We start from the raw sequence: 14,419 nt of genomic DNA on the forward strand, positions 1-14,419 counted from the left end.
GCACCGTTTCCATTGTAACTGACTGTATACGTTGGATTGGCTGTCCACTCTGCATACAGTGTGACATTCGTTGCGCCCATTTTGAATGTATCATTCACCGCGTAGTGTGTTCCTTTGCCATCTGCCTGTGAATTCCAACCTGCAAACGTAAATCCTGTTTTTTCAAGATTGCCTGAATTGGCGGCTACTGTTACAATTACTTTTTCCTCATAACTATTGTTACCTGGGACTTGACCACCTGTCGCACCGTTTCCATTGTAACTGACTGTATACGTTGGATTGGCTGTCCACTCTGCATACAGTGTGACATTCGTTGCGCCCATTTTGAATGTATCATTCGCCGCGTAGTGTGTTCCTTTGCCATCTGCCTGTGTATTCCAACCTGCAAACGTAAATCCTATTTTTTCAAGATTACCTGAATTGGCGGCTATGGTTACAGTAGCTTTTTCTTCATAATTATTACTACCAGGAACTTTTCCACTTGTCTCTCCGTTCCCATCGTAACTGACTGTATACGTTGGATTGACTGTCCACTTTGCATACAGTGTGACATTCGTTGCGCCCATTTTGAATGTATCATTCACCGCGTAGTGTGTTCCTTTGCCATCTGCCTGTGTATTCCAACCTGTAAACGTAAATCCTGTTTTTTCAAGATTTCCTGAATTGGCGGCTACTGTTACAATTACTTTTTCCTCATAACTATTGTTACCTGGGACTTGACCACCTGTCGCACCGTTTCCATTGTAACTCACTAAATACGTTGGATTTGTCCACTTTGCAAATAACGTGATATTTGCTTTTACCGGATCGTTCATATATGCGCTTGTAAAAGTTTTATCTTTATACCATCCATCAAAAATATAGTCCTGTTTTGTTGGAATCACTATAGATGGGAGCGGTGAATTAAACATTACCATTGCATTCAGTTTCCCGGTACCTCCATCGAGATTAAATGTAACCATTACCTCAGTTGTCTTATGTGGAGATTCATAAGCGCCTAAATCAATAGTTTCTTCTTGAATACGAGAATTGCCCTCGACATCTTCTGTTATTGACGCTAATTCTGAATACCCAAACCCTTTACCAATCGCTGGTGATTCTTCTTTTAAACGATAGTCTACTTTGGCAGGAAGAGCTGGGTTCGGATTTATGAAGATATCTTCTACTTTATAGTCATCATCGCCTTTTCTGCCCATACCATCATATAGCTTTCCTGTTGTATCATCTCCTATAAGGCTATGTTCAATTGATGGAGTCCCATCTCCATCAAACGCCGGACCATTATTCCCTACAATAATACTATTGCGGATTATAGGTGTACTTCCATTAGACTGATTATAAATAGCCGCTTGATTACCGCCATTTGTTGTATTTCCACTCACCGTGACATTTGTGAGGGTTGGGCTGCTGTTGTCATAATTGTACATGCCTCCTCCAGAAGAAGACAGATTTCCGCTGAATATCACATTCGTTAGGGTTGGACTGCTGTTATAATTGTACATACCTCCTCCAGAAGAAGGATAAGAAGAAGAAACCTCATTTCCGCTGAATTCCACATCCGTAAGGGTCAGACTACTTCCGCTATTGTACATGCCTCCTCCAGAAGAAGGATAAGAAGAGGAAGAAGAAACCTCATTTCCGCTGAATTCCACATCTGTAAGGGTCAGATTACTTCCGCCATTGTACATGCCTCCTCCCTTAACTTCACCTAGATTAGAAGAAGCCTTATTTTGGCTGAATTCCACATCTGTAAGGGTCAGATTACTTCCGCCATTGTACATGCCTCCTCCATAAATAAGACCCACCGCAGAAATCTCATTTCCTCTGAATTCCACATTCGTAAGGGTCAGATTACTTCCTGTATTGTACATGCCTCCTCCAATTAAAGAACCAATAAAAAACCTATTTTCGCTGAATTCCACATTCGTAAGGGTCAGATTATTTCCTGTATTGTACATGCCTCCTCCAGAAGAATTAGAAGAAGAAGAAAACTCATTTTTGCTGAATTCCACATCCGTAAGGGTCAAATTATCTCCTGTATTGTACATGCCTCCTCCATTAGAAGAAGCCTTATTTTCGCTAAATATCACATTCGAAAGGGTCAGATTGCCCCCTTCATTGAACATGCCTCCTCCATTAGAATGTCGAACACTTCCATCCGCATTGCCCCCAGTAATTGTGACACCATCAAGAATTGCTGTCTTATCGATTAAATCCAAGTTGTCATGGTAGAATACATGATAAGAATTGTCGCTATTAACATCTAGTGTGCCAATATCACCACTTAAAATGGTTTTATTATTCTCGAAATCTCGTCCAGTTATTGTTTCTCCTTTTACCCCCTCAAACCCACCATAAATCGCCACGCCGTTTTTCATTTTAAATGAAGCAGTACGAGGATCACTTGAATCTGTTGGTGTTGTTGGTTTATACGTTCCTTCGGCAATCCAAATTTCATTTCCATAAGTTGCCTTGGTAAGTGCCACCTGTAAATCTTTGTAAGCTGTATCCCAACTTATCCCATCTTCAGTCGGACCCGCTGAATTTTGATTCACATAAATCGTTGTGCTTGCTGGTGTTGTGACCGTTGTTGTTTGTATCGCTGCACTATCTGCTGAAGTTGTCGCTCCTTGAATCGTGACTGGATTTGTTGCGACGGTGTTTCCTACGTAGGACTGTCCTTTGCTCGTCGTCTGTGCGAATGCGGGCAAACTTCCGAATAGAGTTTGCGCGAATAATAGACAAATTGCGATGATAGACAGTCGTTTTTGAAATGATTTCTGCATAATTTTTCTCACTTTCTTTCTAGTATACTATTGTATTTTTCTATGTGTGATTACAGTTTTTTCACCCCTTTATATAATATTCAGAAAATAGTTACAATTCAGTATAAATCCCAAAGGTTAAAACTGGGTTAAAAAAATGCATCTTTTTTGAAATTATTTAAAAAAGTTTTATATGGCAATACAAATAAAACGACGAATTTTGTTTATGTAGACGAGAAATAGAATCTTTTATAGTAACTAAAACAACCACCTGCTCAAATTAATGAGTAGGTGGTTGTAAAATTTTAAACGTATACAAGCTGGATCACTCCAGTTTGATAGACAATATATTTATTTTAATGAAATCTAACGCGTTTAGAGGAGTCTAAATGAGCAACTTCCCCGTTTCATTAAGTGATTGATGAATAACTCTCAGCCCACTTCTCATAAAAAGCTCCATCTTGAACCGGATAATTACATTAATAGGTTCTACAACATTCTAAACCATGGAACACTAGGCTATTTAGCGCATATAGAATGAAAGCAACAATCTTATTTCTTCACTGCTCACTATCCTTCATCTCATGCATCACCAACTCATAATACAATGATTGATTTTGTAATAATTCATCATGACTACCTTGCTCGACAATGGTCCCCTCATCAAGAACAAAAATAATATCTGAATCTTTAATAGTAGAAAGTCGATGCGCAATAATAATGGTCGTTTTATTTTCTCGAATCACCGCGAGATTTTGTTGTATTATTTTTTCTGTGTTTACATCTAATGCCGATGTAGACTCGTCTAAAATTAATACTTCTGGCTCTCTAATTAAAGCACGGACTAATGCTAATCTTTGTTTTTCACCGCCTGAAATCGTTATGCCACGCTCCCCTAGTGAACTATCATATTGATCCGGCAATTTTTGAATCATGTCATCAATACACATTTCTTTGGCTAAATGGATCATTTGAGTATCCGTTATTTTATTATATCCCAGTAATAAGTTATCTTTTATCGTACCTGGAAATATGTAGGGATCTTGAAAAACAATACTTACTTTCGATTTCCAACTATCTTTTGAAATATTCGTTATATTAATATTGTTTGCCTGTATACTCCCCTCCTCTACTTCATATAAATTTTCAAGTAAACTTCCAATCGTTGATTTCCCACTACCACTAGGTCCAACAATTGCGATTTTCTTGCCAATTGGTATATTTAAAGAAAAGTCTTTTAAGATAAACTTTTCATCTGGATTATACCGAAAAGAAATATGATTCATTGTTAATGACTCAATTGAGGAAATCGTTTGAGTACGCTCGGTTTTCTTTGAATTTGCATCAAACCAATTGCTAATATTTTCAACGGAAGCCATTTTGCCAGAAAACGAAAAGATTAAATTGTACACTTTGACAAATGAATGGAGCAGCTCTAATGTAAGTTGGTAAATAACAACTAATAAACCAATAGACATGGCCCCTTTAAAAACAAGGTATCCCCCATAGCCAATGACAATGATTTGTGCAATGGACGTGATCGATTCTAATGAAAACACCATTTTTATCTTTAGCTTTCCTTCCAACATGACACTTTGAAAGTATTGAATAAAACTGTTTTGATACCTCTTTTTTTCCCAATCTCCTCGATTATTTGCGATTACATCACGCGTAGATGTAATACATTCTTCTAATACAATGAGTAGGGAAGATTTTTTATTTTGAATATCTTTCCAAGCTTCTTTTTGCTTCTTTGATAAATTTTTTCCCGATTTTATATAGAACAAAGACAATATAAGGATCGATACGAAAAGTAGAGGAGATGCCTTTAAAAATAAAACACCAATAATAATCGTGCTTACTAAATGCTTGATAATATCCGAAATATCTTCTCCTATTAATCTTGCTACTATCGGTATTTCATTTGAAAAAAAGTGGACATAGCGCGCATTTCTTTCTTTTTGAATGGTATTGATTGGCGTACTATATAAAGTCGATAAACCTTGCTCCACTAATTGGTATTTTACACGACCATGAATTTTACTTTGAATATAAGGATTCACAACAAATAGTATGATGAATACCAAATAACATAAAGCGATTAATAGTACATATTTTAAAATTCCACCAAAATCGGACCCCATTATAATCTGATCAATAATATATTGTTGCAACGTAATTGAATAAACAAAGCTGATTGATTCAAGTATTAATAAAAAGATAGCAGAAAAATAGAGTAACTTTTGATTTTTAATGTAATGCCAAATCCAATGCATATTCTTCATAAGCGCCCAGCTTCTTTCGTTTGTAATATAAACTCCTTATAAAGACCATTCTTTGCGAGTAACTGCTCATGTGAACCAGATTCTGTAATCATGCCCTTATCCAGTACGTATATATAATCATAATTTCGAATCGTACTTAATCTGTGCGCAATCGTTATGACCGTCTTGTCCTTTAAAAAGTTATCTAAAGATCTTTGTATATTTTTTTCCGTTATATTATCTAAAGCAGATGTTGGTTCATCCAATATGACGATGGATGGATTCATTAAAAATAGCCTTGCCAAACCTACTCGTTGTTTGAGTCCACCTGATAAAGTATTCCCTTTTTCATCAACTTTCGTATTATATTGATCTGGCAATTCCGTAATATAGTCATGTAGATGGGCTGCCTTTGCTGCCGCAATGATCTCTTCTTCTGATGCGTTTGGATTTCCAAATAGAATATTCTCTTTAATGGTTGAGCCAAAAATATAAACATCTTGAAAGACAATGCCAATCGATTGTCTAATCGTATCCAAACTCAGCATATGAATGGGATGCCTATCAATTGACAGTTCCCCGCTATCGCAATCATAAAAACGTGTAATCAACTTGGCAATTGTTGATTTCCCACTTCCTGATTCTCCAACAAACGCTATTTTCTCACCAGACTTAATCGTGAAACTTAAATTTTTTACTATCGGATGATCTGGCGTATAACAAAAAGAGACATTTTCAAAATTGATATTTCCTTTTACCTCATTTAAATGGATGGCCCCGACATTTTCAATAATCGTTGGTTTTAAATGGGTAAATTCATATAGGTTACTCGCTTGAAACATAAGCATTTTTTGCTCCGTTAAAAGCGTAATGATGGATGTTAATTTATGCATCGTAATTAAATATAATAGTAAAAACGAAACAAATTCTCCGGCAGTTATCGTTCCTTCTTTTATTAAGTAACTCCCTAGTAAAATGAGCATGATTGCGCCAAAGTAATAAGTAAAACGGCGAATCGATCCTCTTAAATAGGCATACCAATAGCGCTTTGTATATAAATCCGTATTGTTTTTTACTTCTTTTAATGTTTTATTTAAATCCCATTCAAAGCTATTAAACACATTCAATTCTTTGAGTAAAGAGACACTTTCATAATATTTTTGTCCTAAATTGATTTGACTTTTCGCTAGTTTTTTTGAAATAGTCGTAGCTTTCTTTTCAATCCTTGGACCGAATAAATAATAGAGGGAAAAGCAAGGGATGATTACGATACTTAAATAAAGACTAATATCTAACATAAAATAAACAGCAATCGAAACAAATAAAATATGTTGTATAATTTCAGGGAAATACCTTCTATATAATTCTTGTAATGCTGCAACTTCCGTGTTTACTAGGGCGAGTATTTTCCCAGTAGAGTTCTTTTCAAGATAACTGACACCTTGAATTCGTAATTTCGTTACAATATTCCACTGTAAATCTCTCACACTATTTTCCTGTATGTATCGTTGCAAATATTCTTTTGAGGCGGTAGCAATCAATTTCAGCAATAATATTAAAAATATGGCGATCAAACAATAAACAAATAAATTGATATTGTTATTTTTTAAAACATCGTCGATAAAATAGCCAAACATTTTTGGAATGATTAGTTCGCTTACAGAAATAATTAATCCACACATAATTAATAGTAAAACTTTACTCTTATATGGCTTTATAAAGGAAATCGCCCATATATACACTTTCATCAAACTTGTTTCCTTCGCGTTTATATTTTTCATTTTACACCTCTTCTTCCGTCCATTTCTTCCACAAAAGTAAAATATCTAAATATTCTATATTTTCATTATACAGAGATGGTGGAATAATTGTAATAAAATTCAAATTTTATCCAACTTGATTTCCAATGATTTATTTAAGAAATTATTGCACACAAAAACTCGCTCAATTCAACATTTGAGAAGGCTTCTTCCTATAGTTTTTGTCTCTTTAGTTGTCTGAAACAACCGATAATAGTGCAAATATCATATGATAATCAGTAAAAAATCACTAACCTTTTTATGGTAATATAGTAATGTAGTTCATCGGAAAGGTTGGAGAAAATGAAAAAGTTTTTAATGGCATTAGTAGCAATTGTGATGTTAAGTGGCATTAGCGGGGAAACAGCAAGCGCGAATACGACGGTTACATTAGACGGCGGTAAAGTAGTCAACAATCGTACCCTCGTACCATTACGTGCTATCTTTGAAGAATTAGGTGCGACAGTTCAATGGAATCAAAAAGATAAAACAATTACCGCCAAAAAAGGGCAAACAGCTATTTGGTTAAAGGTCGGCTCAAAATCAGCGAAAATCAACAACAAAACGGTTACAATTGACGTGCCTGCGCAAGTGTATAACGGTTCAACATTAGTACCATTACGCTTCATTAGTGAATCATTTGGCGTAAAAACTACGTGGAACGCAAAAGAAGAAACAGCAATTTTAACGTCAGGTGATAAAACCATTATCGTTAACGCAGGCGAATTTGATAGCGCTATTGCACTGGACACAATTGATATTAAATCTTCACCTGGTGAAATTTATAGCACAATCGGTGTCATTCCAGCTGACGCCAACGTAAAAGTCGTAGGTGGTGTACCTTTTGGCTACGATCAAGAAGATTGGTATAGCCATGAAAAGTACGGTTGGTCGAAAATACAATACGAGGGATTAACAGGTTGGGTTGCGACGCATAATTTATCATTCCAAAATCCATACAGCTGGGCTCCTGGCATAAAAGACAACACGTTAAACCAACTTCAGAAGGAATTCGTTGGAAAGGGCGACAAATTCAAACTAGTTGAAGCGGGCGCATTTAATGGGGTTGGCTCACTCGAATTTTATGTACAATTTGACGGCGTTGGTCAGTGGTACCGGGTCGTATCGATTAATCCAAAAACGGGTTGGTATCATGGGTAAGTGATTGCGTTTTTGGTATTCGTAGGCAAGCGCTACAAAGCCGGTCATAGTAATTTTGATTGAAAAATCTATAAAATATACATTAAGATTCTCCACTATGTTCTTTTAGAAACCTAGTGGGGATTGCTATTTATAAACCAATAAATTGAAAATAGCCTATCTCTTCTACCCAAGCAGAAAAGCATATAACCCTGAAACTGGCTTTTCTTGAAATTGAATATTCCCTTTTTTAAAAGGTCAATACAACCATAGGAATTTTGATTTTACATGCCAACGCTTATACAAGCAAAAAATACCTTTTCGAATAAATTAATAGTAAACATAGGAAAGAAGGTTTTTTTTTGTGTTCATGTAAAAAAAATTGTTCCTGCAACCTTTGTAAAAATCGTTTGAAACCATGTGGTGTTATTCCAGTATCAAAAGCAATAAAAGCAATAGATGTATGCGAAATACCTAAATGCGATTGTTCTGGTAGAGTGAGCTATACAGTTCCGGACGTTGAGTTTATAGCAAATATTTGTCCAAATTGTAATCTTCAAGGCAGTTTCGTTTCAACCGAATTTTTGGGCATAGCATTCAACTCAACATTAGTTAATCCACCTCAATGTATATCTACTAATGTAGGAACCATTTTAAATGTCACAGGATTCGGTACAATAAAGAGCGTTCAGACAGCTCAAGGTACTTTTACGCTACAGCTTTTGCAAAACTTTGTTGGTGACAATGTGCTTCAATTTAATGCAGCTGGTTTCGATCAAAATGGGATTGATTATTTGATAAGTCTTAACATATCTTTACCAGACGATTTTTTTATTATTTCTTTTTGTAATTCCTGTCATTCGTCATCTCCAGGGATGCTGAACAAAACTTCAAAATCACATAATCTTCGAGAAAATTTAATTAAAGGAAAAATTACGATTATGAGGAATGGGCATATCGAGGTTAAAGAGTTTTAATGGCTATTTTATTCATACCTGGTGGACAGATATCCAGGATTAGGCAGTAACAATAAAGGTTTGTTTTTTTATCATTACTGCCTGTTTTTGTTGAAAATTATATTGAAGTCGCCTTTTGTATGAGCAATTGTTCTACTTCCATTTTTAACACTTGGTTCGCATAGCGAAGGGCTATATCTTCACCAGCCGTTGCAATCGTAACATCACTAAAATGCGCATCAATTTTAACCCATCGAACAATGCGTATCCCCTTATTCGCTAGCTGCCTTTTTTGCACGATATACGCCTCATTTAGACCCTTCATTAACAAATCCGTCCAACGACTATAAAACGCATGCATTTTCAATCCTTCAAGCTTTGAATAATCCTGCTGAAGAGAACGGATGGCCAGATCAAGTACAATAAATTCATGGACGATTGGTCGTTCATCTAAACTAATCATAGCCGTCAACTACTTGTGCGGATTGAATCATTGCAAAATCAACCTTCTTTACAACCGTTTCTGTTTCTACCAACAATTGCTGTTTAGCTATTTCTAACGTTGTAATGACCCCAAGCTCCACAGACCATATTCCCTGCTTAAAAATCGAAAAAGTAACCATTAGCCCTTGCTTATACGCTTGTACAATGGTTTGTTGCAAATCTTCTAGTTCCCATTCTGTTTTTTCTTTCGGTGCTGTGTAAGCTAATTCTTTTTCCCAATCACGCAAACGCTGAATATGCTCTGGTAACATCATTGCCGTCCATTTCATCGTACCCCGGTCTTTATTCATTTCCATTCTACGCCCCTTTACGCAAGATGCCCACCAACTAACCGATTGCGTGCAATTGCTGTACCTGATTTCGTATAGGAGACAGCACGTAAAATCGATGTTGCGCCAAATCGCTCTCGTATGCTGTCCACCGTATGCCCTAAAAGCAAACGCTGCTCTTTGCCTGTATCAAATAAATCTAGCTGAATACTCCGTTCTTGCTCCACATTGGAGATCCGTACGGACAACTGGCGCGCTGGTTCCCCAGCAAAATGTGTATCGAGTAATTCTTTACACACCTTATAAATCGCCATCGTTTCATTTGTTGGTTCCGCAATCGTTTTCGAACGGTAAAAACCTTTCGTCATCGCAGCTTTACTATAAGACAGCCCAAGCGAGATTGTGCGCCCTACATAACCCGCTGTACGTGTACGCCTTGCCACGTCCTCACACATTTCAAGCAGAATCACACAAATTTCAGCGCGTGTCGTGTAATCACGCATTAGCATTTGTCCTTTTCCAAAACTAATTTGCCCACTGACAATCGGCTCTCCAAAGGTCGAATAATCAATCCCATGGGCATGATAGTATAGCTGATTCCCCATCACACCAAACCGTTGTTCCAGCGCCTCCAAGTTCATATTCGCTAAACCCCCGACCGTAAAAATTCCCATGTTATTCAAACTTACTTCCATCCGATGACCAATACCCCACATTTTAGAAAGCGGGCGAACGGACCACAGTTTTTTCGGTATATCCTCATACGTCCATTTTACAAAGCCTGTCTTTTTAGCCTCCAAATCAAGTGCCAACTTGGCCATTAACATGTTCGGACCTAGCCCAATGGCAGAACGAATATGAAATTGCTGAAAAACCGCTTGCTGAATCGCTTTTGCCGTTTTTTCAGGTGATCCCCAGATTTTCTCGCATCCCGTCAAATCAATAAAACTCTCATCAACGCTATACACATGAATCGCCTCTCGTGGAACGAATTGTGCAATGAGCTTTGTTATTGCCATCGACATATCCAAAAAAAATGCCATCTTCGGTTCGAATAAACGGATGTCTGGATGATTGGGTATTTCATAACGTCTATTTCCTGTTTTAATACGAAATCGTTCTTTCATTGGTGGAGATGCAGCTAGTACAATACTTCCAGGCTGCTGAAAATTGCCAATCACTGCGATTGGTACTTTCATGACATCCAGTCCTTCCAACATCGCCATACAACTTGCATAAAAGCATTGCATATCAATACAAATAATCGAACGATTCGGCAACGGACAATTTATCATAAAAGCACCTCCATATAAAACATATGTTCTCGTTTTTATTTTAAGAACAATTGTTCGTTTTTACAAGTGTTAATTTTATCCTCTAAGAAGAGAATTCCCCCTTTATTAGAAATTTTCTACTCTAAAGTTTCTCCACAAAAAGAAAAAACGCAGCACCATTTGATAGGCACTGCGTTTTTTTCTTGCTGTTCAATTGATATCCCTTTTGTAAACGGAATGAATTTTAAAATGTTTAACCAAAACTACCCGCGCATTGCGTCGATTAGCTCTGGTTGGAACTTGCCATCTCGCAACATGGCGATTTCTACTTTGTAAGGCGCTTGCTTATTTTTCGCGTCTGCTCCTACAAATGGCGTTTCTAAAATTTTCGGTACGTGCATTAACTGCGGGTGATGCACAATATAGTGCATCGCTTCAAAACCAAGCTCACCAAAACCAATGTTTTCGTGACGGTCTTTCCCAGCACCACGCACGTTTTTAGAATCATTAATGTGTAGTACTTTTAATCGATCTAAGCCAATTATTTTGTCGAATTCATTTAATACACCATCAAAATCATTAACGACATCGTAGCCTGCGTCATGTGTATGACATGTATCGAAACAAACGGATAATCGTTCATTATTCGTGACACCATCAAAAATACGCGCAAGCTCTTCAAAATTACGACCGATCTCTGTACCTTTGCCAGCCATTGTTTCCAGTGCAATTTGAACTGGATAATCTTGTGAAAGCACTTCATTTAACCCTTCCACAATTCGTGCAATCCCAGCGTCTACTCCTGCACCGACATGCGCACCTGGATGCAACACAATTTGTTTTGCTTCCAGCGCTGCAGTACGTTTAATTTCTTCTTGCAAGAAATTGACACCAAGCTCAAATGTTTCGGGTTTTGTCGTATTCCCTAGATTAATAATGTACGGCGCGTGGACGACAATATTGCTCATACCATGTTCTTGCATATGCATAAGACCTTTTGCAATATTCAATTCTTCAATCGGCTTACGACGCGTATTTTGCGGCGCACCTGTGTAAATCATGAATGTATTCGCTCCATAAGAAAGTGCCTCTTCACTTGCACCAAGTAACATTTTCTTACCGCTCATAGATACGTGAGAACCTAGTAACATCAATATTCCCTCCTATTTATTTGTACGACGTTTAATACGACGCTCGCGTTTTTTAACTTTTTCCATTTCCCATCTCATATTACGTTTATAGCCTGGTTTAACCTTTTTCGGCTTTCGAACAAGAGATATCGCTTTTTGGTCAATTTCGTCGATTTGCTTCACGCGGTTTTTACGTGAGTGACGCTCTTTCAACTCAGTCCATTCACCATTTTTCACATCTTTTTGTACAAATGGAATACCCATTTTTTCGATACGAACAATTGCATCTTCATCTTCTGGCTGGAACAATGTAATCGCTGTTCCTTTTGTGCCAGCACGAGCGGTACGACCTACACGGTGAATGAAAAACTCTAAGTCTTCTGGAAGCTCATAGTTAATCACGTGTGAAATCCCTTGAATATCGATTCCGCGCGCAGCAAGATCTGTCGCTACGATGTATTGGAATTCTAAATCACGAACTTGTTTCATCATTTTTTTACGGTCACGTGGTGATAAATCTCCATGAATTTGTCCTACACGAATGCCTTGCTCTGCTAAAAATGTCGCAACAGACTCAGCATTTTTACGTGTGTTACAAAATACGACTGATAAAAATGGATTAATTCCCTTCATGACTTCCAATAAACGTGCGTTACGTGATTTTGAACGTACAGGTACTAATACAAAATCAATGCCTTCTGCAACGGGGCGCTTATCATTCATATGAATATGCGTAGGTGCATCCATATATTTTTTTAAGAAAGGCTTTAGTTTTTCTGGAATTGTTGCTGAAAATACGAACATTTCCAGCTTATCTGGCATAGTTGAAGCAAAGCCATCAATTTCTTCGATGAAGCCCATATCAAAGGCTAAGTCTGCCTCATCAACGACTAAGATTGGCGCAGTGTGTACAAGTAAGGCGTTTTCTTTTACTAAATCGCGAATACGTCCTGGTGTACCTACAACAATTTGGGGTTGTATTTTTAATCGGTCGATTGAACGTTGTTTATCTGTTCCGCCGATAAATAATTTCGAAGTAATTTCCGTTCCTTCAGTTAACTGGTTTAACGCATCAAAAATTTGTTGCGCAAGCTCGCGTGTTGGCGATGTAATTACTGCTTGCACCTCTTGTTTTCCTTCTTGAATACGTTCCACAATTGGTAATAAAAAACTATGCGTTTTCCCTGTACCAGTATGTGCTTGTCCAATCGCACTTTTTCCTTTTAGTACGAGTGGAATCATTTCTTTTTGAATCGGTGTCGGTTCTGTAAATCCAAGCTTTGCAATAGCGTCCTGCAAAAATGGCTTGAAATTATAATCAGTATATTTTGACATGTTTCGTACCTCCTAACATCTGTCCTATTGTACCATGTTTCGTACATTTAAGTGACCATCTGCATATCATAACGATAAATAGTTTTGTCGTCAAACAGGAATGAGGGAATAGGGAAAAAAAATGCGAATTAATTGTCCATTTTAGCAAAATCATGCTGAATTAAAGAAAGGAGCTTATTATGCGTCCTCCATATTATTATCCATCTGGTTTTATGATGAATCCAATGCAAATGCAAATGCCAATGCGTTATCCTATGTATTCACCTTATCAAATGCGAGGTTCGATGTTTTCACAAATGCCGATGCCGAGACAAATGCCATTCCAAGCCCCAAGAGTAGGATTGGCACAAGCAGGTTTAGCAGGGGCGGGATTAGCGGGAGCTGCTGGTTTGGCTGGGGCAGCTGGTTTGGCAGAGGAAGCAGGTATAGCAGGAGCAGCTGCAGCTGGCGGCGCCCCACGCTTAGAAGGTTTTTTAGCGGGCGCAAATTCATTGTTTTCAAATGCCCAAAAGTTTACACCGTACGTTCAACAGGCTGCTCCAATGTTCAAAAATCTACCTGCATTGTGGAAAATGTATAAAGGTTTTAAAGGCGAGCCCGATACATCTGCCGACTTAGCAAGGGAAATATTCGAATCAACAGCCATTGCTCCAACAGAAGGCCGTGGTAATCAAGGACCGCCGTCCGCGCCAACAGGACAACGAGGTAACCAAAGACCTCCATCTGCACCAACAGGACAACGAGGTAACCAAAGACCTCCATCCGCACCAACAGGACAACGAGGTAACCAAAGACCTCCATCCGCACCAACCGGTCAGCAAGAAAATCAAAGACCACCATCTGCACCAACAACTCCACGCCCTTCTGTACCAAGAATCTTCCAACCACCATATGATTTTTAACCTTTAAAATAGCTATTTTCCGAGATAAAACTCACCTTGCTGAGAATGCCAAGCACCTTACTGGCACGATTGTTTGCGACT

The 14,419-nt window shown here is 37.8% G+C and carries 11 protein-coding genes; 3 read left to right on the plus strand and 8 right to left on the minus strand.

Annotation, left to right across the window (positions count from 1 at the left end; genetic code table 11):
• The 3 genes from ACQKIH_RS16075 to ACQKIH_RS16085 all read right to left on the minus strand — a co-directional run.
• Nucleotides 1-2,786 (minus strand): InlB B-repeat-containing protein (locus tag ACQKIH_RS16075; protein ID WP_427767857.1); only part of this gene is annotated, 2,786 nt, incomplete at its 3' end.
• 539 nt (nt 2,787-3,325) lie between these two features.
• Entirely contained in the window at nt 3,326-5,050 is a 1,725-nt protein-coding gene (locus ACQKIH_RS16080) for an ABC transporter ATP-binding protein (protein WP_427767859.1), read from the minus strand.
• Nucleotides 5,047-6,810 carry an ABC transporter ATP-binding protein gene (locus ACQKIH_RS16085; protein WP_427767860.1) on the minus strand — a complete coding sequence of 588 codons (1,764 nt, stop codon included), beginning with the start codon at nt 6,808-6,810 and terminating at the stop codon, nt 5,047-5,049. The genes ACQKIH_RS16080 and ACQKIH_RS16085 overlap by 4 nt, the downstream gene beginning before the upstream one ends.
• A gap of 321 nt (nt 6,811-7,131) precedes the next feature.
• Between ACQKIH_RS16085 and ACQKIH_RS16090 the strand changes: the two genes are divergently transcribed.
• Both ACQKIH_RS16090 and ACQKIH_RS16095 read left to right on the plus strand, forming a co-directional pair.
• Nucleotides 7,132-7,989, plus strand: coding sequence for a stalk domain-containing protein (locus ACQKIH_RS16090; protein ID WP_057981975.1), 858 nt, complete (start codon nt 7,132-7,134; stop codon nt 7,987-7,989).
• Between the two features lie 389 nt (nt 7,990-8,378).
• Nucleotides 8,379-8,945 (plus strand): hypothetical protein, encoded by a 567-nt coding sequence (locus tag ACQKIH_RS16095; RefSeq protein WP_427767862.1) that lies wholly within the window; start codon nt 8,379-8,381, stop codon nt 8,943-8,945.
• Nucleotides 8,946-9,042: 97 nt separating this feature from the next.
• Here the strand turns inward: ACQKIH_RS16095 and ACQKIH_RS16100 are convergent, their stop codons facing one another.
• The 5 genes from ACQKIH_RS16100 to ACQKIH_RS16120 form a co-directional block, all read right to left on the minus strand.
• The gene (locus tag ACQKIH_RS16100; RefSeq protein WP_057981971.1) at nt 9,043-9,387 is read right to left on the minus strand and encodes a YhjD family protein; all 345 of its coding nucleotides are present in this window, start codon (nt 9,385-9,387) and stop codon (nt 9,043-9,045) included.
• Complete coding sequence (locus ACQKIH_RS16105) at nt 9,380-9,718, minus strand: YolD-like family protein (protein WP_160320424.1); 339 nt, start codon at nt 9,716-9,718, stop codon at nt 9,380-9,382. The genes ACQKIH_RS16100 and ACQKIH_RS16105 overlap by 8 nt, the downstream gene beginning before the upstream one ends.
• Nucleotides 9,719-9,735: 17 nt before the next feature.
• On the minus strand, nt 9,736-10,992 hold the full coding sequence (locus ACQKIH_RS16110; protein WP_057981966.1) for a Y-family DNA polymerase: 1,257 nt from the start codon (nt 10,990-10,992) through the stop codon (nt 9,736-9,738).
• 242 nt (nt 10,993-11,234) lie between these two features.
• Entirely contained in the window at nt 11,235-12,122 is an 888-nt protein-coding gene (locus tag ACQKIH_RS16115; RefSeq protein ID WP_057981964.1) for a deoxyribonuclease IV, read from the minus strand.
• A gap of 12 nt (nt 12,123-12,134) precedes the next feature.
• On the minus strand, nt 12,135-13,436 hold the full coding sequence (locus ACQKIH_RS16120; RefSeq protein ID WP_057981962.1) for a DEAD/DEAH box helicase: 1,302 nt from the start codon (nt 13,434-13,436) through the stop codon (nt 12,135-12,137).
• Between the two features lie 179 nt (nt 13,437-13,615).
• On the opposite strand from ACQKIH_RS16120, the gene vrrA reads away from it, so the two are divergent.
• Nucleotides 13,616-14,338: a VrrA/YqfQ family protein gene (gene vrrA, locus ACQKIH_RS16125; protein WP_427767865.1), complete on the plus strand. Its 723-nt coding sequence runs from the start codon at nt 13,616-13,618 to the stop codon at nt 14,336-14,338.
• The last annotated feature ends 81 nt before the right edge of the window (nt 14,339-14,419 follow it).

The sequence above is a fragment of the Solibacillus cecembensis genome (genome assembly GCF_050272495.1).
In the GTDB taxonomy this organism is placed as follows: Bacteria; Bacillota; Bacilli; order Bacillales_A; family Planococcaceae; genus Solibacillus; species Solibacillus cecembensis.